The organism is Dorea chungnamensis (genome assembly GCF_039832125.1).
Lineage (GTDB): Bacteria > Bacillota > Clostridia > Lachnospirales > Lachnospiraceae > JAFBIX01.
In genome coordinates, this window is sequence record NZ_JBDOHT010000002.1 from 230,803 (window position 1) to 250,226 (window position 19,424).

Genomic DNA, 19,424 nt, shown 5'->3' on the forward strand with positions numbered 1-19,424 from the left:
TTATTTTACATTATTTTTGCAGAAATGTCAACCGGACTGAGCGGATTTGTCTCTGTCTTGAGTTTATAAGAGTTCTTCTACTATTGACCAGGGATGATGTGCAAGTATATAATCAGTTAAGGTGATGAGTATGAAGATCTTATTAACAGCAATTAATGCCAAATATATTCACTCCAATCTGGCAGTATACAGTCTGAAGGCATACTCTCAGGATGAAGGGGTGGAGCTGGCGGAATATACGATTAATCAGCGAAGTGAAGATATTCTGATGGACATCTATAAACGCAGGCCGGATGTGCTGTGCTTTTCCTGCTATATCTGGAATCTGGATGTGGTTGAAGAATTAATAAGAGAACTTGGGAAACTGATGCCGGATCTTGCTATATGGCTTGGTGGGCCGGAAGTATCTTATGATGCGAAGGATGTGTTATGCCGTCTGCCGATGGTCCGTGGAGTCATGAAAGGAGAAGGCGAGGAGACATTTGCCGAACTGTGTAAGATATATCGATGCAGCAAGCATACGGATGAAGAGCTGGAGAATCTTGCCGGAATCACATTTCGCAGAGCGGATGGGACAATCATTGAGAATCCATGGAGAGAAGTGATGGATCTGAGCAAGGTGCCGTTTGTTTATCAGCGCATAGAAGATTTTGAGCACAAGATTGTCTATTATGAATCCAGCCGCGGTTGTCCGTTTTCCTGCAGCTACTGCCTCTCTTCTGTGGACAAGCGTCTGCGCTTCCGTAATCTGGAACTGGTGAAGCAGGAATTGCAGTTCTTTCTTGATCATAAGGTGCCGCAGGTCAAGTTTGTGGACAGAACATTTAACTGTAAGCATGATCACGCGATCGCAATCTGGAAGTATATTGCAGAGCATGATAATGGAATTACGAACTTTCACTTTGAAGTGGCGGCAGACTTGTTGAATGAAGAGGAGCTGAAGATTCTTGAAGGTATGCGTCCGGGACTGGTGCAGCTTGAGATTGGGGTGCAGTCAACCAATCCGGATACTATCCGGGCAATCCGCAGAACGATGGATTTTGACAAAGTAAGCGAAGTGGTCGCAAGAATCCAGAAAAAGGGGAATATTCACCAGCACCTGGATCTGATCGCGGGACTTCCGTATGAAGATATCCAGAGCTTTGCCCATTCCTTTGATGACGTCTATGCATTAAAACCGGAACAGTTACAGCTGGGATTTTTGAAGGTGCTGAAGGGTTCTTATATGGAAGAACAACAGAAGGCTTACGGGCTGGAGCATAAGAGCAGACCGCCCTATGAGGTCCTCTATACAAAGTGGCTGTCTTACGAGGATGTGATCCGGCTGAAAGGAATCGAAGAGATGGTGGAGGTTTACTATAACAGCAGACAGTTTACACATACGATAGAAGCATTAGAACGAGAATATACTTCCTCTTTTGAAATGTATGATCGATTGCGGGAATACTATGAAGAGAAAGGATATGGAAGTGTTCAGCATAAGAGAAGTGCGAGGTATGATATTCTGTTGAGTTATATTCTGTATCATCATCCCAAGAAAGTCCAATATTACCGGGAACTTTTGATTTATGATTATTATTTGCGGGAAAATGCGAAGACGAGACCGGAATTTGCAGGTGAATATAAAGTAAGCAAGGAAGAATTGCGGACGTTTTACGAAAATGAAGAGGAAAAACGAAAATACCTGGTGAATTATCAGGCATATAACAGAAACCAGATGCGAAAGATGACACACCTGGAATATTTTTCGTGTTTTGGAAAATATATTCTGTTTGATTATATGGAGAAAAATCCGTTGAATCAAGAAGCCCGAACTTGCGTGGCAGATTTCCAAGATCTTCACAGGAAATAAGATAGAAATGTGTCTTGAAAAATACTTATAAAAAGTTTAAAATGTATAAAATATAGCGTTAGGAAAAAGAAGGAAAAATTATGAATTTTAATAACAAAAAAACCAGAAGAATTATTGCAATTATTATTATGGTTATTATATTGGCGATGATTGCGACCATGATCATACCATATCTTATGGTATAATGTATCTGGCAAGGGGGATTACGAGAGTAGTATGGCAGGAGAGCATCATAGGAAGAGAAGACGTAAGAAAAAGAGAATGTCAAAATTGAGACGGCAGAGAAGAAGAATTCTTCTGTGTCTTGGTTTTTTGTGTCTTGCTATTGTTTTTGGGGTAAGTTATGGAGTTCTGTATCACTATGTCAATGGTTTCCCGAAAGAAAAGATATGTGACAATATATATATCGGCGCAGTGAATGTCTCTGGCATGTCTGAAACAGAAGCGAAAAACGAATTGATGGAGCATCTGAAAGCGGATCAGGCATTAACGCTTACGATGCAGGTTGATAAGAAGTCACAAGAAGCATCTCTGGAGGAGATGGGGCTGGGCTATCAGGACCTGGATAAGACGGTGCAAAAAGCGGTCAATTATGGCAAAAAGGGAAGCTTGTGGAAGCGGTATCGTCAGTTGAAAAAGCTGAAGAAGGAAAAAGTTGTATTTGATGAATCTTTTGTATTGGATGAAGAGAAGGCCGGTACAGTCATCAATGAAAGAATCGTTCCATTGGCGAATCATGCGGTAGACGCATCCATTGAAAAGAACAGTACGGGATTCAAGATCAAGGAAGAAAAAGAAGGCAAGACAGTAAATATAGAGGCTTCTGTTCAGGCGATCGAAAAGGCTCTGAATACCTCGTGGAAGCATGAAGCGTTGACGGTCGAGATGGTTCAGAAGAAGGAAAAACCGAAAATGGTGTCGGCAGATCTGGAGACGATCCAGGATGAGCTGGGAGCATTTTCCACAGATGCCGGCGGCGGCGAGAGATGGCAGAACCTTAAGACGGGAGTGGAGCATTTGAACGGGACGGTATTGATGCCGGGAGAAGAACTGTCGGTTCATGATAAGACAGCTCCATATGACGCGGAACATGGATACGTGGAGGCGGGCTCCTATGAGAATGGCCAGGTGGTAGATTCATTTGGAGGAGGAATCTGTCAGGTGTCCACAACATTGTATAATGCTGTCTTGTTTGCAGAACTGGAAGTCGTAGAGCGATATCCACATTCTATGCTCGTCAATTATGTGGAGCCTTCCAGGGATGCGGCCATAGCCGGGGATTATCTGGACTTTGTATTCCGTAATAATTATGATACGCCGATCTATATTGAAGGTGAGATCGACAGTGCCAATCAGCTTCGGTTCTGTATCTATGGCAAGGATACGAGAGATGCCGGAAGAAGTGTTGAGTTTGAAAGTGAGACTTTGGAGACAGAGGATTATGGCATCACTTATGAGGAAGATCCTAAGGCAGCTCTTGGCAGCATGCAATACGCGGGAAGCCCGCATACTGGTAAGACTGCTCAGTTGTGGAAGATTGTGTATCAGGATGGTGAGGAAGTCAGCCGCGATGTGATCAACAGCAGTAAGTATGAGAAATCCGATCAGATCATTAAGATAGGAACGGCTTCCGACAATTCACAGGCTTCAGCACTGGTAAGGTCAGCAATCGCAACGCAAGATCAGGCGAAGATCAATGAAGCAATCAGTCAGGCTTCGCAATATTAAGAAAATATCTGTATTAGAAGGAACAGTTGGAAATCGACATGAAGATAATGACACAAGATGAGTACGTGTTAAGTGAAACTGCAATTGTGCATGGGCAGTCGAAATATATCGTAATCCATGCTCTTGCCGCTGTCGTCAACTCGTTGGCAGCAGCGGGAGGAAAGTGTCTGGGGATGGAAGTGCAGATAACGATTCCAGAATATGCGTATTCATCAAAAATTCACGCAATAGAAAAAATCATCAAGGAAAGTTGTACACAACAGAAGATAGAGGAACTTAATGTTACCGGGAGAAAGAGCGGTGCGGCTGCTTATCCTATGGTCGTGGTAAATGGAGTTGCCCGTGCGCCTAAGGAAGAACCGTGGTGCCTGGAGACTGGACGAGCGGGACAGGAGATTGTTCTGACGAAGTGGATAGGTATGGACGGAATGCTGCAGATTGCAGCAGAAAAGGAACAGGAATTAAGGGAGCGTTTTGCGCCGGCTTTTATGAAACAGATTCTTTCTTACAGAAAGCATCTGTTTGCACTTACAGAGATAGAAGTTGCAAAAGCCATGGGCGTGTCTGCCGTGCGTCAGATTACTGAAGGGGGAATCCTTGCGGCTTTATGGAATCTGGCGAAAGAAGCAGGGACAGGGCTGGAATTGGATATGAAGAGTTTGTCGGTGCTGCAGGAGACGATTGAGGTCTGCGAGCACTACAGGCTGAACCCATATCAGCTGACGTCCGTTGGAAGCCTTTTGATGGTAACAGACGATGGGGAAGCACTGACAGATGCGCTTCGTAGTCATCAGATCCAGGCAGTAGTGATTGGAAAGATGACGGATAATAATGATAAAATACTCCACAATGGAGATGAAATACGGTATTTAGACCGACCTGCGCCAGATGAGATTTTGAAAATATTTTGCGGAGGAATGCATGATGGAAGAGACAAGAAAGCAGATATTACTGTATCTGGAAAAAAATAGCAGAGTAAACCTGGAAGAATTGGCTATTCTTTTGGGAACGGATGAAGTAACAATTGCCAACGAGATCGCTCAGATGGAGAAAGAAAAGATCATCTGTGGATATCACACTTTGATTGATTGGGATAAGGCGGGTGCGGAGCTTGTCAATGCGTTGATTGAAGTCCGTGTTACGCCAATGAGAGAGAAAGGATTTGATAAGACAGCAGAACGAATCTGTAATTATCCAGAGGTGACAGCAGTCTACCTGATCTCTGGAGGATATGACCTTCTGGTCAGTATAGAGGGCAAGACGATTCAGGAAGTATCCAGATTCGTATCCGGCAAGCTGGCTCCGATTGAAGAAGTAGTAAGCACTATGACGTATTTCATATTGAAGAAATACAAAGATCATGGGACGCTGATGTTCAAAAAGAATAAAGAAGAAAGGATGCTGGTGACGCCATAATGAGAGATCCATTATCAAAAAAAGTAGTTGGTATACAACCGTCCGGTATCCGAAAATTCTTCGATGTAGTTAATGAGATGCCGGATGCAATCTCTCTGGGTGTCGGCGAGCCGGATTTTGATACGCCATGGAGAATCCGAGAAGAGGGAATCTATTCACTGGAGCGAGGAAGAACGTTTTATACATCGAACTCCGGTTTGAAAGAATTAAAAGAGGAAATCAGTCGATATCTGCAGAGAAAAATCCATGTAACTTATGACCCGGAATGTGAGATTGCTGTAACGGTGGGCGGAAGTGAAGGTATTGACATCGCTTTTCGTGCGATGTTGGATCCGGGAGATGAAGTGCTGATACCACAGCCCAGTTATGTATCATATCTGCCTTGCACAATTCTTGCGGATGGTGTGCCGGTAGTCATCCCATTGCAGCAAAAGAATGAATTTAAACTGACAGCGGAAGAATTGGAAGCTGCGATCACACCGAAGACGAAGATTCTGGTTCTGCCGTACCCGAATAATCCGACAGGAGCAATCATGACAAAGGAAGATCTGGAGCCGATTGCAGAGATTGTGAAGAAATACGATCTGTATGTATTGTCAGATGAAATATACTCAGAGTTGACTTACAAATCTGAACACGTATCCATTGCGTCTCTGCCGGGAATGAAAGATCGCACTTTGGTGATCAATGGATTCTCCAAAGGCTTTGCCATGACTGGATGGAGATTAGGTTATATCTGTGGGCAGAAGAAAATCATGGAACAGATGATTAAGATTCATCAATATGCAATTATGTGTGCGCCGACGAACAGTCAGTATGCGGCAATCGAAGGCTTGAGAAATTGTGAGGGAGAAGTTCAGCAGATGCGAAATGCTTACAACCAGAGGAGACGGTATCTGGTTCATGAGTTTAAGCGGATGCAGCTGGATTGTTTTGAACCTTTTGGTGCATTTTACATATTCCCGAGTATTCAGGAATTTGGCATGACATCGGAAGAATTTGCCACTCGTTTTCTGGAAGAAGAAAAGGTGGCAGTCGTACCGGGAAGTGCATTTGGTGAATGTGGAGAAGGATACTTAAGAGTATCTTATGCGTATTCGCTGGAAGACTTGAAGGAGGCTATCGGAAGGCTGGGTGCCTTCGTGGGAAGATTAAGAAATGAAAGATAAAAAGCAGGAGGGATTGACATGTTGAATATTGTGTTGCATGAGCCAGAGATTCCGGCAAATACAGGAAATATCGGCCGTACTTGTGTGGCAACAAATACAAGACTGCATCTGATCGAACCGTTAGGTTTCCGCCTGAACGAGAAGAATCTGAAGCGTGCAGGAATGGACTATTGGGATCAGCTGGATGTAGTTACATACATCGATTATCATGATTTTCTGGAGAGGAATCCTGGCGCCAAGATCTATATGGCAACGACAAAGGCGCCAAAAGTCTACACAGAAGTTCAATATGAGCCAGACTGTTATATTATGTTTGGAAAAGAGAGTGCCGGAATACCGGAAGAGATCCTGGTGCAGCATAAGGATGACTGTATTCGTATTCCAATGGTCGGGGATATCCGTTCGCTGAATCTGGGCAATTCGGTAGCGATCGTTTTATACGAGGCGCTGAGGCAGAATGGATTCGCGGGCATGAATCTGGAAGGCCATCTGCATCGGCTGGATTGGTGATGATTGTGTATTTAGCAGGCAATAGAGAAATTGGGACGCAGATTAAAATTGCGTCCCAATTTTTCGCCTTTATTTGTCCGCGTTACTTGCGGCAATCTTTACTTTGCTCCACATATTACTAATGGTTTTTCTAGTCTCTTCATTATATACAAAGACCTCATCGTTATCATTATCCGTTCTTGGCATGTAGGCGCTGATTCCTTCGTAGTCACCGCCAGGACCGTACAGGTCATCCATGACTTCCTGATTCGGGGAAGTGTATCCTACATAACTGGAATTGTCGTAGGCACCATCGTAATCGCTGACGAAGTTGATAAATTCGTGAGCGAGTTCTGGATTCTTGGCATTCTTGGGAATGACCATAGCATCGGACCAGAGGTTGGTTCCGCTTTCTGGAAGATAGAATCCCATATCTTCATTTTCTGCCATGACGTAAGCTGCATCTCCTGAATAGATCAGTCCCAGAGCCTTTCTTCCCTGCGCCATATTATCAATGATCTCATCAGTAACAATCTCTGGTTTCATGGTCTGTACACACTGTACCAGCCAATTGTAAGCCTCTGTAAGTTCTTGCTCGTTGTCCGTGTTCATAGAATATCCAAGGGCTTTTAGCGCCATCATGAAGGAGTCTCGTTCAGAGTCATACAGATAGATGTCCCCACAATATTTTTCGTCCAGGAAGATGTTATAGCCTTCCTTTTCCAGATCTTCGATATCTACTTTGTTCTTATCATATACGATGCCGACAGTTCCCCAGAAATAAGGAACGGAATACTGGTTGCCCCGGTCGTAGGGCAGGTCTTTTACGGCATCTGCCAGTTTGTCCATGCAGTCCAGTTTGGAATGATCCAGTTTTTGAAGGTAATCTTCATCAATCAGACGCTGAATCATATAGTCACTTGGAACCAGAATATCGTACGCTTCCCCATTGGCCACCTTGATGTACATCTGTTCATTGGAGTCAAAGTTCTCCATGACTACAGTGGCACCGGTTGCAGCTTCAAAATCCTGAATGATATGTTCCCCGGTATATTCTCCCCAGTTATATACATAGAGAGTCTCTCCCTTGTAAGGGAGTGCATTGCTTGTTCCGTTAAGGTTTGCAAAGATGATGACTCCGACCATTGCGCAACAGGCAACAAGAACAGGGACAAGTGCTCGGCGTCGTTTGATATCGGTACGTTTTGCCTGTTTTGCCATGAACAGTGGTCCTACGTTGATGATAATCAGTGCAATCGTAATGATTACAACAACCAGAGTAGAGATCGCATTAATACTTGGATTTACACGTTTGCTCATGGTGTAGACCATGATACTTAAGTTCTTGACTCCGCTTCCTGTTACGAAGTAAGAGATGATAAAATCATCTACGGACATGGTAAATGCAATTAATGAGCCGGAGATAATACCCGGAGTAATCTCTGGGACGATGACTTTTATAAGTGCCTGCCAGGGAGTTGCGCCAAGGTCCATGGCCGCGTCAGCCAGATTGGGGTCCAGAGAGCGTATCTTCGGCATGACCGAAAGCATTACATAAGGTATACAGAAGGCAATATGAGCAAGGAGCATTGTAACATAGCCTTTTTCAATCTTAAATGTAATAAACAGAAGCATGAATCCGATGGCAGTTACAATCTCTGGGTTCATCAGGGGAAGATTATTCACCTGATCCATAATATCCCGGATAATTTTCTTGGATTTGCTAAGTCCAATGGCGGCAATCGTGCCGGCAATCGTTGAGATAAATGTTGCGATCAGCGCAATGCTGAAGGTTGTATACAAAGATTCCATCATATCGTGGGAATCCAGCATATGCTGATACCAGCGAAGAGAGAATCCGGTAAATACAGTCAGGGACTTTCCGTCATTAAATGAAAAGATCACCATATACAGGATCGGCAGATAGAAGAACACGATCATCAGAATCATTAATATTTTCCCAAAAGTGCGTTTGCTTTTTTTCATAATGATTATGCCTCCTTTCCGCCCTGGTTGTGAATCTCAATTTTGCGTACGGCCATCATAAGCAGCATCATAATGATTGCCATGATCATAGAGATGGCACTTCCGAAGTTCCACTCGCCAACCGTAATGAATTGATTTTCTATCATATTTCCGATTAAGAAATACTGTCCGCCGCCCAGGAGCTTCGGGATAAAGAAGGAGCTGACAGCAGGCAGGAATACCAGCGTAATTCCATTGATAACACCAGGCAGAGAAAGTGGCAAGGTTATGCGCAGAAACGTCTGCACAGGGCTTGCTCCCAGGTCTGCACCAGCCTCCAGTAAGGAATGGTCCATCTTACAAAGAGAGGTATTGATCTGTAAGATCATAAATGGAAGAAAGTTGTAGACCATGCCGAGCAGTACAGCGGCCTCTGTATATAACAGCTCTGTATTGCCAAATCCGATCAGGCTGAAAATGCGTTGAATCAGTCCTCCTTCACTTAACAGACCAATCCATGCATAAGTCCTTACGAGCATGTTGATCCACATAGGGATGGTAATACAAAGGACAAGAATATTCTGCACACGTTCCTTGCTGCGCGCAATAAAATATGCAACAGGATAGCCAAGAAGCAGGCAGATTACCGTTGTCTTTACAGCAATCATGATGGAACGCCAGAGAATTAATAAAAAGTCAGGGTCGGTAAAAAACTTGATATAATGGTCCAGCGTAAATGAGAACGATATGATGCTGTTCCCTGGTTCGGTAAAGGAATACATGGCAATGAGTGCCATTGGAAGCAGCAGCATGATCGCAGCCCATACAATATAAGGAATTGCTAATTGTGAAAAACGTTTCATTCTAATATACCATCCTTGACATCACGTGGATATCTTCCGGGAAGAATGTCAGGCCGACCTCCTGACCGACTTCGGAATAATCGGTTGTGTGAATCTTAAATTCACGTCCTGGTGTAGAGAAGGTAATCTGGTATACACCTTCGGTTATATTTTCAGGATCGAAATCATAATCAACACTGATATCTACGCTTTGGTCTTCATTGCTTAATTTCCAGCCCTGAGCGTTGGCCCATGTCTTGATATCTGTGTCTAGAGCCTGAGACTCGGTAATCTCGTCTACCGTCTTGAAGAAGTTAAATGCCATGATCGCTTCGTTGGCTTTCTCGTTCTTAACAAATGGCTGGTTTACGACGAAGATCGTACGCTCGATGCTGGTTCCGCTGGAAGTTGAGAAAGTAACTGGATATTGTCCTGGCTCTTCCTGAAGGTCGTATTCGATCTTGGCGATTGAGATGTAATCATCACTGACCGGATCCCATGCCTGTGCATTGGAGAGGGCGATGATCTCTTTGTCATCCAGGTCTTTTACATCTTCCACATCTACATAGAAGTTGTTCGCGCTGATTTTTTCGCTTCCATCTTCACTGGTTACATCATGATTACGGATGACACGCATGTTGACGGTAACACTGGTACCAGGAACGGTCTCTACGATAATCTCATAGTGAACTCCTTTAAATAAGATGCTTAGAACTTCTCCTGTCATCTTGCCGTCTTTGACATCTACGATATCTATATCTTCCGGTCGAATGATAACATCTACTTTTTCATTTTCACGGAACCCGAAGTCCACACAGTCAAAAGTGATATCGTCAAAACGTACTTTATAGTCTTCTAACATGGTTCCGGTCAGAATATTGCTTTCGCCGATAAAATTAGCAACATAGCGGTTGGCTGGCTCGTTGTAGATCTCCTGTGGTGTACCAACCTGCTGGATCTCACCATTTTTCATGACAACAATCTTGTCTGACATGGTAAGGGCTTCCTCCTGATCGTGAGTAACGAAGATGAAGGTAATACCGACTTCCTGCTGAATCCGTTTTAATTCATACTGCATTTCTTTTCTGAGTTTCAGGTCAAGAGCTGCCAGCGGTTCATCCAGAAGAAGGACCTTTGGCTCATTTACCAGGGCTCTTGCAATGGCAACACGTTGCTGTTGACCACCAGACAGTAAGGTTGTATTCTTGTTTTCATAACCTTCCAGACCAATCAGCTTTAGCATCTTCATGACCTTCTGTTCGATGACGTCCTTACTCATCTTCTTGATCTTAAGGCCAAATGCAATATTTTCGTAGACACTCAAATGTGGGAACAGGGCATATTTCTGGAATACTGTATTTAATTCCCTTTCATAAGGTGGTTTCTGGCTGATCTCTTCGCCGTCAAAAATCACCTTTCCCTCATCTGCTTCCAGAAATCCACCCAGAATCCGAAGCAAAGTAGTCTTTCCACATCCACTTGGGCCTAACAGTGTTACGAATTCATTTTCGTAAATATCAAGATTAATTCCTTTTAAGACAATCTGTCCGTCGAAGTTCTTCACGATATTACGAAATTCAATCAGTTTCTTTTCCTCCATCTCACTTCTCCTTCCTTAGAACATCGGTGGTGTTGTGATCCATAGTATTTTTGCTTCGATGTTCGTGTGATTGTATAAATAATGGCTTTTTGAGCCGTCCAGGTAAAAGGTCTCTTTTGATTTCAGTCGATATCTTTTGTTCTCTTGAATCAAAGTGACACTTCCTTTTAATATGTAGCCGAATTCTTCTCCCTGGTGTGCAGACAGAATCTGGCTTTTTTTGTGTGGTTTCAGAGTCAAAAGGATTGGCTCCATTCTGTTTTTCTGTGCATTGGGGATTACCCATTCAATCTGGTAATCTTCCTGCTCATCTACAAAAAAATCTTGCGTGGAAAATACAATCTGCTGTTCTTCTTCCTCATGAAAGAATTCTGACAGATTGGTTCCGAGCGCTTCCAGAATATCTTCCAGTGTTGCGATGCTTGGAGTGGTCAGATTGCGCTCAACCTGAGACAAGAATCCCTTTGTAAGCTCACTGCGTGAAGCCAAGTCACCCAGAGTAAGATCATTTTGCAGACGCAATTCCTTGAGCTTCTTTCCTATATCCAAACTCTTCACCTCCTGTTAGCTAATACTATACTTTTTTTTAAAAAATATCAAACAATTACTATTATACATATCTGTGGCAACAATGCAACCATTTGCATAAAATAATGTAGATATTTATTCTATCGAGGTGTGTATATGGATCAGAGAATGCCTTTCTATATGGCGTATCAGACGCCGATACTTTTTGACGATGACAGAATGAACCGAAGGGATTACGACTATATGAAAAGCCTGTACCCAGATACTGCGAAGCGGTTGGTTCCGCTCATTGAAGAAGAGTGTGACCGTATGGAGTATGATGGAAGTATGATGTATGATGAATATCCTGATCGGCTTCAGTTAAGGATGATGTGCAGAAGGGTAGGAGACCGGGCGAGGGAAGGCGAAAAGGATCCCGGGAGATGGCTGGATGATCTGATTGAAGTGATGTTATATCAAGAATTATGCAGGAGACGGTGTGAGCACAGAAGCTATCGGAGGCGATTTTTTTAGAATTTTTGAAAAGTGGACGAAAGAAAAAACTTATGCTAAAATAGGTGAAAATACAGAAGAAGGAGCAATATGAATGAATAATGTTATTCTGATTGGAATGCCGGCGGTCGGAAAAAGTACGGTTGGTGTTGTTGTGGCAAAACGACTTGGATACAAATTCGTTGATACAGATATATTAATTCAGGAAGAAGAAGGAAGATTATTACGCGAAATCATTGAAGAAAAAGGAATTCATGGTTTTCTTGAAATAGAAGATCGGGTAAATGCAGGAGTTGATGTGAAGAATACCGTGATCTCACCGGGAGGAAGTGTGGTATATTGTGAAAATGCAATGGAACACTATAAAAAAATCGGAACGGTCGTATATTTACAAGTGTCCTTTGAGACAATAAATAAGAGACTGAAAAATGCAAAAGGCAGGGGTGTTGTATTAAAAGAAGGCCAGACATTGAAGGATCTCTACGATGAAAGAGTTCGCTTATTTGAGAAATATGCGGATGTCACAGTTGCAGAAGATGGATTAAATCTGGAAGAGACAATTGAAGAAGTGTTAAAAACGCTGAAAATCCTGTAAAAAATTGGGAAATATTACGGATAAATTACATATTTGTAAAAATTATTTTACAAATCCCAATTCTATGGTATAATGTCCACGTGAGTATTGAGCAGTGCAAAAATAATCAATGACAATGATTCTGCTTGCAGAAGCGATTGTCAGGGATTATTTTTATAGGGCGAGAGCCCGTGATGAGGGAACCGAAGGTTACCGAATGGCACTGCGAAAAAGAGTGCAAAAATAATCAATGACAAAAATTGATAATGATTCAGATAGAGAAGCTTGAGAGTAAGTAATAGATAATAGTTTTGAGGTGTAATATGGAACAGTATATTATTAAGGGCGGGCATCCGCTTGTCGGAGAAGTTGAGATTGGCGGAGCAAAGAATGCTGCTCTGGCTATTCTTGCTGCAGCAATTATGACAGATGAGACGGTATATATTGATAATTTGCCAGATGTAAATGATATTAATGTACTGTTGGATGCGATCGCGGGTATTGGAGCGAACGTTCATAGAGTAGATCGTCATGCGGTCAAGATTAACGGAAAAAGCATCCAGAATGTTGACATAGAATATGATTATATTAAGAAGATTCGTGCATCCTACTACATGTTGGGGGCATTGCTTGGAAAGTATAAACGTGCCGAGGTTGCTCTTCCAGGAGGCTGTAATATCGGAAGCAGACCGATCGATCAGCATTTGAAAGGATTCCGTGCATTAGGCGCTGAGGTAGAGATTGAACATGGCAAGATTGTTGCTGAGGCAGAGCGTCTGGTAGGCAAGCATATATATTTTGACGTAGTAAGTGTTGGTGCTACCATTAATGTAATGATGGCGGCTACCATGGCAGAGGGAACCACTATTTTGGAAAATGTTGCGAAAGAGCCTCACGTTGTTGACGTTGCCAATTTCCTGAACAGTATGGGCGCCAACATCAGAGGTGCAGGAACGGATGTTATCAAGATCCGTGGAGTACAGCGCCTGCATAGTACAGAATATTCCGTAATTCCGGATCAGATTGAGGCAGGAACATTTATGTTCGCAGCAGCAGCAACCAGGGGAGATGTTACAGTATTGAATGTAATTCCAAAGCATCTGGAAGCTACCATTGCAAAGTTAATTGAGATCGGCTGCGAAGTAGAAGAATTTGACGATGCAGTCCGCGTGGTATCCAAAGGAGATCTGACCAGCACACATGTAAAGACGCTGCCATATCCAGGATTCCCGACAGACATGCAGCCACAGATCGGTGTAACCTTAGCTCTGTGCAAAGGGACAAGTATCATTACAGAAAGCATTTTCGAAAACCGTTTCAAATATCTTGACGAGCTTGCAAGAATGGGAGCGAATGTGAAAGTAGAAGGAAATTCCGCTACAATAGAAGGTGTAGAGAAGTTCTCCGGTGCAAGAGTCAGCGCACCAGACCTTCGCGCAGGAGCGGCACTTTGTATCGCAGGTCTCGCGACCGATGGCATCACAATCGTAGATGATATCGTGTATATCCAACGCGGATATGAAAGATTCGAAGAAAAAATTCGCGGAATTGGTGGAATTATTGAAAAAGTTGCTTCAGAAAAAGAAATTCAAAAGTTCAAATTAAAAGTCAGCTAATAATTGGGGACGGGGGTTTTTTCATTTTCCTCCGTCCCCAATTCATTTTTCCGTGTCCCTTTTTCAAATTACCCTGTCCCTTTTTAATATTTTGTAAAATATTGGAGAAAATAGATGAAAAAGATTCAAAACAGATATGCGATTCTTGCAATTGCATCTATTGTGAATTTTGTGCATGGTAATCCGTACATATGGACGGTGTTCCAGCCTTATGTGCAAAGTGAATACGACCTGTCGGTGGCAGCGTCCAGCCAGCCGTTCACGATTATCATTGGAATATTTGCGGTGGGAAATATGATCGGAGGCTATCTACAGCATAGATTGGGCGCAAAAAGGACAATTCTGGTAGGCAGTTTTGTCATGTGTGTCGGATTTTTTCTTGCAGGAATAGCACCATATGATATGCCGTGGATGATCTCTGTTGGATATGGTGTTCTGGGTGGATTGGGTTCTGGATGTGCATTTAGTCTCCTGGTGGCAGTGCCGCAGGCATGGTTCCCGGACAAGCGGGGGCTGGTGACTGGAATTACGGTAGGAGTAGTTGGAATATCTGGTGTACTGATGAATCCTTTATGCGATTTTACGTTAGCAACTCATGGGTATCATTTTTCTATGCTGATGGTAACTGTTATCTATGCGATATTATGTCTGGGTGCATTTTTTATAGAAGAAGCTCCTCCGGAATTGATGATACAGTCTTCTGGAAGCGAACATAATAATCTTCAGGGTAGGACAGAAAGCCAAAGACAATATACAACAAAAGAGATGATGCGGACCAGAACCTATTATGTGATCAGTATCGTGATGGCATTGGCAATCCCTGCATATGTGCTTGTGAATCCACTGATGAAATCACTGGGGATGGAGCGGGGACTGACAAACGCACAGGCACTCACAGGCGTAATGATCGCTTCATTTGCAAATATCGTCGGAAGATTCGCGGCTCCCTGGTTGTCTGATAAAGCTGGTTGTAAGATCGTAATTCGAATTATGTACGCTGTAGCGATGATATCTGTTCTTGGAATCACAGTAGCTAGAGGCGGCCTTTTTGTGTTGCTGATATCACTTGTGTGTATGGTATACGGAGGTGTGGTGAGCGTATTCCCAGTGCTAGTGTCTGAGAAATTTGGAATGAAATACCAAGGTATGAATTTTGGGGCGGTCATGCTCGGATATGGAAGCGTTTCTATATTATGCTCTTATCTGTTAGATGCAGCAGGACAAAGTCTGTCATTTATTATTGCAGGCGTAGCATGCCTGATTGGTCTGGTGGGGACAGGGTTATTTTAAAAAGGGACAGGGATATTTTAATTTGGGACGGAGGAAAATGAAAAAACCCCCGTCCCCATATTGACAAGTGTGGGAAAAGCGTGTAAAGTCTTACTCGTACACATTAACAATATAATAATGCAAACTTTCTCTTATTCAGAGCAGTGGAGATACAAAGGATCTGTGAAGCTGCGGCAACCCCAAGTGTATGGAAGGTGCCAACCTGAGCGAGTAATCGAACAATAAGAGGATTGGTTTATGAGAATATAAAACAGTCCGCTTAAGCGGGCTGCTTTTTTTCGTAAAGGCAAAAAGAGAAAGTGCGCGAAAGGGAGTTATCCCTTTGGTAGAAAAGGAGAGAAAAAGATGGAAAAACATTTATTTACATCCGAATCTGTAACGGAAGGTCATCCGGATAAGATGTGTGACCAGATATCTGATGCGATTCTGGACGCGCTGATGGAGCAGGATCCGATGAGTCGTGTGGCTTGTGAGACGAGCACCACTACAGGCCTGGTCCTTGTCATGGGTGAGATTACAACGAAAGCATATGTAGACATTCAGAAGATTGTCAGAGATACGGTAAGAGAGATTGGGTACACCAGAGGTAAATTCGGATTTGATGCGGACACTTGTGGCGTAATTACAGCGATTGATGAGCAGTCATCCGATATTGCAATGGGCGTTGATAAGGCTTTGGAAGCGAAGGAAAATAAGATGTCAGAAGAGGAACTGGATGCCATTGGAGCTGGAGATCAGGGAATGATGTTTGGTTATGCTTCTGATGAGACGCCGGAACTTATGCCGTATCCAATTGCGCTGGCACACAAGTTGTCACGAAGACTTACAGAAGTAAGAAAGAACGGTACACTTCCGTATCTGAGACCGGATGGCAAGACACAGGTGACGGTAGAATATGATGAAGACGGAATTCCAACTCGTCTGGATGCAGTGGTTCTGTCTACTCAGCATGACCCGGATGTGACACAGGAGCAGATTCATGAAGATATTAAGAAATATGTTTTTGATGCAGTAATTCCAGAAGGAATGACGGATGAGAATACGAAGTTTTTCATCAACCCGACTGGCCGTTTCGTTATCGGTGGACCGCACGGAGACAGCGGTCTTACCGGCCGTAAGATTATCGTAGATACCTATGGCGGTATGGCACGTCATGGCGGCGGGGCATTTTCCGGTAAGGACTGCACCAAAGTAGACCGTTCTGCAGCATATGCAGCACGTTATGTTGCGAAGAACATCGTGGCAGCAGGTCTTGCAAAGAAATGTGAGATTCAGCTTTCATATGCAATTGGTGTTGCACATCCGACCTCTATCATGGTAGATACATTTGGCACTGGAAAGATCAGCGAAGAGAAGATGGTAGAAATGATCCGCGAGAACTTCGATCTTCGTCCGGCTGGAATTATCAAGATGTTGGATCTGAGAAGACCAATCTATAAGCAGACAGCGGCTTATGGACATTTTGGACGTACAGATATTGATCTTCCATGGGAGAAACTTGACAAGGTAGAAGAATTGAAAAAGTATTTATAAAAATTTAATAAAAGTTTATGGGCGCTTTGATGTGAAGCGCCCTTTTTCATGCTATACTTTCCTTGGAGGTCATGTGTATGAAGCTAAAGACAAGATTGATCATCGCTTTTTTAACAGTGATTTTAATACCGATTTTTTTGACGGTTTCTATGGTGTGTCTGTTAGGGCATTATCAGATCAGCGCGATAGAAAAGACGTATGAGATATCTGGGACAACGGTTGCAAGCCTGTCGAACTCAGCACAAGTGCTAGCCAGACTAACCGAAAAGTCCTGGCATGAATTGAAAGAGATGGCATCGAAGAACCCAGAGAATATGGAGGATGCCACATGTCTGGAAGAATTTAATCAGAAGTTGGAGAAGAAAAAAGCTTATCTTCTGGTTCGCAAGGAAAATACAATCATTTACGTAGGAACAGATATGGAAGAGGCTGAGCCGGTGATCTCAGAACTTCCTGATTATGGAGAGGCAGATACGGAGTCGGAAAATGGCCTATACTTGGGCGGAGATGCCCATGCATTGGTAAAGCAAGTAGATTTTATGTATTCAGATGAAAAAGAAGGCAGTGCATTTATCGTCACCGATATGGGAAATATGATTCCGGAGGTAGAGCACTTTTTCCTGGAAGTGATCTTGATCGTGATTATTACGCTGGTTCTGACAGCGGCGGTCTTGATTATCTGGATTTATCGCGCAGTGATGCAGCCCTTAGGGAAGATGCAGGTTGCGGCAAAGAATATCAAAGAGGGGAATCTTGATTTTGAACTGAAACCGGAGGCTGATGATGAGCTGGGTGATCTTTGTCAGGATCTGGAAGAAATGCGAAAGAAGCTTCGGGATACCGCCGAAGAGAAAGTGAGATTTGACAAAGATAATAAGGAACTGATCAGCAACATTTCCCATGACCTGAAGACGCCAGTGACGGCAATCAAGGGATATGCAGAAGGGATTATGGACGGAGTTGCGGACACACCGGAGAAAATGGAGCGCTATATCCGAACCATTTACAATAAAGCCAGTGAGATGGATACGTTAATCAATGAGCTGACATTCTATACAAAGATTGATACCAACCGAATCCCGTATAATTTTAATACTCTTTCGGTTGATGCATATTTTGAAGATTGTGCGGAAGACCTTTCACTGGAATTAGAATCCAGGAATGTGGAATTTGGTTATTTCAATTATGTAGAACCGGGAGTCAAGGTCATTGCGGATGCGGAACAGATCAAGCGGGTCGTGCATAATATTGTAAATAATTCGTTAAAATATATGGATAAGCCGAAGGCGAAGATTAATCTTCGAGTCAAAGACGTGGGAGATTTTGTACAGGTTGAGATCGAAGATAACGGTAAGGGAATTGCGGCAAAAGATCTGCCCAATATCTTTGACCGGTTCTACCGTACAGATGCTTCACGCAATTCTTCCAAGGGTGGAAGCGGAATAGGGCTTTCTATTGTAAAGAAGATTATAGAAGAACATGGCGGCAAGATATGGGCGACGAGCAGAGAAGAGACTGGAACAACGATGTATTTTGTCCTTAGAAAATATCAGGAGGTACCGATATATGAGTAAAATATTAATCGTAGAAGATGAAGAGGCGATTGCAGAACTGGAACGAGACTATCTGGAGCTGAGTGGATTTCAGGTAGAAGTAGCCAATGATGGTGAGACGGGGTTAAAAAAAGCATTGAGTGAAGATTATGACATGTTTATTTTAGACCTGATGCTTCCGGGAATTGATGGCTTCGATATCTGCCGACAGATCAGAGATCTGAAAAATACACCCATTATAATGGTATCTGCCAAAAAAGACGATATTGACAAGATCCGTGGCCTTGGCCTGGGAGCCGATGATTATATGACAAAGCCATTCAGCCCAAGCGAGCTGGTAGCGCGAGTCAAAGCCCATCTTGCCAGATATGACCGACTGACAGGAAGCGCCAAAGAAGCTAATAAAGTGATTGAGATTCGAGGACTTAAGATTGATACAACAGCAAGAAGAGTCTGGATCAACGGAGAAGAGAAGACATTTACCACAAAAGAATTCGATCTTCTGACATTCCTGGCCAGCCATCCGAATCATGTATACACAAAAGAAGAATTGTTCCGTGAGATATGGGATATGGAATCCATCGGAGACATCGCGACCGTGACCGTGCATATCAAGAAGATTCGCGAAAAAGTAGAGATGGACACATCCAATCCACAGTATATTGAGACCATCTGGGGCGTGGGATATCGCTTCAAGGTATAGTTTGGGACGGGGGAAATTGAGATTTCCCCCGTCCCAAACTAAATTCTCCCTGTCCCTAATTCATTTGACAGTAT

At 43.2% G+C, this 19,424-nt stretch carries 16 protein-coding genes, 1 pseudogene and 1 riboswitch; of the genes and pseudogenes, 13 read left to right on the forward strand and 4 right to left on the reverse strand.

What is annotated here, in order from left to right:
* Nucleotides 1–130 precede the first annotated feature (130 nt).
* From ABE613_RS02990 to ABE613_RS03015, 6 genes are all read left to right on the forward strand, one after another.
* Nucleotides 131–1,852, forward strand: a complete 1,722-nt coding sequence (locus ABE613_RS02990) for a B12-binding domain-containing radical SAM protein (protein WP_347375651.1) — start codon at nucleotides 131–133, stop codon at nucleotides 1,850–1,852.
* A gap of 216 nt (nucleotides 1,853–2,068) precedes the next feature.
* The gene (locus ABE613_RS02995; RefSeq protein ID WP_347375652.1) at nucleotides 2,069–3,580 is read left to right on the forward strand and encodes a VanW family protein; all 1,512 of its coding nucleotides are present in this window, start codon (nucleotides 2,069–2,071) and stop codon (nucleotides 3,578–3,580) included.
* Between the two features lie 38 nt (nucleotides 3,581–3,618).
* Nucleotides 3,619–4,551: an AIR synthase-related protein gene (locus ABE613_RS03000; RefSeq protein WP_347375653.1), complete on the forward strand. Its 933-nt coding sequence runs from the start codon at nucleotides 3,619–3,621 to the stop codon at nucleotides 4,549–4,551.
* Nucleotides 4,505–4,996: an Lrp/AsnC family transcriptional regulator gene (locus tag ABE613_RS03005; protein WP_347375670.1), complete on the forward strand. Its 492-nt coding sequence runs from the start codon at nucleotides 4,505–4,507 to the stop codon at nucleotides 4,994–4,996. The genes ABE613_RS03000 and ABE613_RS03005 overlap by 47 nt, the downstream gene beginning before the upstream one ends.
* Entirely contained in the window at nucleotides 4,996–6,165 is a 1,170-nt protein-coding gene (locus ABE613_RS03010) for an aminotransferase class I/II-fold pyridoxal phosphate-dependent enzyme (RefSeq protein ID WP_347375654.1), read from the forward strand. Before ABE613_RS03005 ends, ABE613_RS03010 begins: the two co-directional genes overlap by 1 nt.
* A gap of 18 nt (nucleotides 6,166–6,183) precedes the next feature.
* Nucleotides 6,184–6,675, forward strand: a complete 492-nt coding sequence (locus ABE613_RS03015; RefSeq protein ID WP_347375655.1) for a tRNA (cytidine(34)-2'-O)-methyltransferase — start codon at nucleotides 6,184–6,186, stop codon at nucleotides 6,673–6,675.
* 69 nt (nucleotides 6,676–6,744) lie between these two features.
* On the opposite strand, the gene ABE613_RS03020 is transcribed toward ABE613_RS03015, so the two are convergent.
* The 4 genes and pseudogenes from ABE613_RS03020 to ABE613_RS03035 all read right to left on the reverse strand — a co-directional run bounded on the left by ABE613_RS03020 (nucleotide 6,745) and on the right by ABE613_RS03035 (nucleotide 11,610).
* Nucleotides 6,745–8,640, reverse strand: coding sequence for an extracellular solute-binding protein (locus tag ABE613_RS03020; RefSeq protein WP_347375656.1), 1,896 nt, complete (start codon nucleotides 8,638–8,640; stop codon nucleotides 6,745–6,747).
* A gap of 5 nt (nucleotides 8,641–8,645) precedes the next feature.
* Complete coding sequence (locus ABE613_RS03025) at nucleotides 8,646–9,482, reverse strand: ABC transporter permease (protein WP_347375657.1); 837 nt, start codon at nucleotides 9,480–9,482, stop codon at nucleotides 8,646–8,648.
* 499 nt (nucleotides 9,483–9,981) lie between these two features.
* A pseudogene (locus tag ABE613_RS03030) lies at nucleotides 9,982–11,061 on the reverse strand (ABC transporter ATP-binding protein); the annotation flags it as partial.
* Between the two features lie 15 nt (nucleotides 11,062–11,076).
* A complete protein-coding gene (locus tag ABE613_RS03035) occupies nucleotides 11,077–11,610 on the reverse strand; it encodes an XRE family transcriptional regulator (protein ID WP_235232440.1) in 534 nt (177 codons plus the stop codon).
* Nucleotides 11,611–11,745: 135 nt separating this feature from the next.
* Between ABE613_RS03035 and ABE613_RS03040 the strand changes: the two genes are divergently transcribed.
* The 7 genes from ABE613_RS03040 (at nucleotide 11,746) to ABE613_RS03070 (ending at nucleotide 19,350) form a co-directional block, all read left to right on the forward strand.
* Complete coding sequence (locus ABE613_RS03040; RefSeq protein WP_235232439.1) at nucleotides 11,746–12,102, forward strand: hypothetical protein; 357 nt, start codon at nucleotides 11,746–11,748, stop codon at nucleotides 12,100–12,102.
* Nucleotides 12,103–12,175: 73 nt separating this feature from the next.
* On the forward strand, nucleotides 12,176–12,676 hold the full coding sequence (locus ABE613_RS03045; RefSeq protein ID WP_235232438.1) for a shikimate kinase: 501 nt from the start codon (nucleotides 12,176–12,178) through the stop codon (nucleotides 12,674–12,676).
* Nucleotides 12,677–12,978: 302 nt separating this feature from the next.
* A complete protein-coding gene (gene murA, locus ABE613_RS03050) occupies nucleotides 12,979–14,271 on the forward strand; it encodes a UDP-N-acetylglucosamine 1-carboxyvinyltransferase (protein WP_235232437.1) in 1,293 nt (430 codons plus the stop codon).
* A 114-nt stretch (nucleotides 14,272–14,385) separates the two neighbouring features.
* Entirely contained in the window at nucleotides 14,386–15,561 is a 1,176-nt protein-coding gene (locus ABE613_RS03055) for an MFS transporter (RefSeq protein ID WP_347375659.1), read from the forward strand.
* Nucleotides 15,562–15,689: 128 nt separating this feature from the next.
* Nucleotides 15,690–15,789: riboswitch (SAM riboswitch) on the forward strand.
* A 117-nt stretch (nucleotides 15,790–15,906) separates the two neighbouring features.
* A complete protein-coding gene (gene metK / locus ABE613_RS03060) occupies nucleotides 15,907–17,094 on the forward strand; it encodes a methionine adenosyltransferase (protein ID WP_235232435.1) in 1,188 nt (395 codons plus the stop codon).
* A 77-nt stretch (nucleotides 17,095–17,171) separates the two neighbouring features.
* The gene (locus ABE613_RS03065; RefSeq protein ID WP_235232434.1) at nucleotides 17,172–18,668 is read left to right on the forward strand and encodes a HAMP domain-containing sensor histidine kinase; all 1,497 of its coding nucleotides are present in this window, start codon (nucleotides 17,172–17,174) and stop codon (nucleotides 18,666–18,668) included.
* Nucleotides 18,661–19,350 carry a response regulator transcription factor gene (locus ABE613_RS03070; RefSeq protein ID WP_235232433.1) on the forward strand — a complete coding sequence of 230 codons (690 nt, stop codon included), beginning with the start codon at nucleotides 18,661–18,663 and terminating at the stop codon, nucleotides 19,348–19,350. The genes ABE613_RS03065 and ABE613_RS03070 overlap by 8 nt, the downstream gene beginning before the upstream one ends.
* The last annotated feature ends 74 nt before the right edge of the window (nucleotides 19,351–19,424 follow it).

Excerpts from the sequence above, each read along its gene's own strand:
- ABE613_RS03000 (WP_347375653.1), top strand. The coding sequence starts at position 3,619 with ATGAAGATAATGACACAAGATGAGTACGTGTTAAGTGAAACTGCAATT.
- ABE613_RS02990 (WP_347375651.1), top strand. The coding sequence starts at position 131 with ATGAAGATCTTATTAACAGCAATTAATGCCAAATATATTCACTCCAAT.
- ABE613_RS03055 (WP_347375659.1), top strand. The coding sequence starts at position 14,386 with ATGAAAAAGATTCAAAACAGATATGCGATTCTTGCAATTGCATCTATT.
- ABE613_RS03065 (WP_235232434.1), top strand. The coding sequence starts at position 17,172 with ATGAAGCTAAAGACAAGATTGATCATCGCTTTTTTAACAGTGATTTTA.
- metK (WP_235232435.1), top strand. The coding sequence starts at position 15,907 with ATGGAAAAACATTTATTTACATCCGAATCTGTAACGGAAGGTCATCCG.
- ABE613_RS03005 (WP_347375670.1), top strand. The coding sequence starts at position 4,505 with ATGGAAGAGACAAGAAAGCAGATATTACTGTATCTGGAAAAAAATAGC.
- ABE613_RS03020 (WP_347375656.1), bottom strand. The coding sequence starts at position 8,640 with ATGAAAAAAAGCAAACGCACTTTTGGGAAAATATTAATGATTCTGATG.
- murA (WP_235232437.1), top strand. The coding sequence starts at position 12,979 with ATGGAACAGTATATTATTAAGGGCGGGCATCCGCTTGTCGGAGAAGTT.
- ABE613_RS03070 (WP_235232433.1), top strand. The coding sequence starts at position 18,661 with ATGAGTAAAATATTAATCGTAGAAGATGAAGAGGCGATTGCAGAACTG.
- ABE613_RS03015 (WP_347375655.1), top strand. The coding sequence starts at position 6,184 with ATGTTGAATATTGTGTTGCATGAGCCAGAGATTCCGGCAAATACAGGA.
- ABE613_RS03010 (WP_347375654.1), top strand. The coding sequence starts at position 4,996 with ATGAGAGATCCATTATCAAAAAAAGTAGTTGGTATACAACCGTCCGGT.
- ABE613_RS03040 (WP_235232439.1), top strand. The coding sequence starts at position 11,746 with ATGGATCAGAGAATGCCTTTCTATATGGCGTATCAGACGCCGATACTT.
- ABE613_RS02995 (WP_347375652.1), top strand. The coding sequence starts at position 2,069 with ATGGCAGGAGAGCATCATAGGAAGAGAAGACGTAAGAAAAAGAGAATG.
- ABE613_RS03025 (WP_347375657.1), bottom strand. The coding sequence starts at position 9,482 with ATGAAACGTTTTTCACAATTAGCAATTCCTTATATTGTATGGGCTGCG.
- ABE613_RS03045 (WP_235232438.1), top strand. The coding sequence starts at position 12,176 with ATGAATAATGTTATTCTGATTGGAATGCCGGCGGTCGGAAAAAGTACG.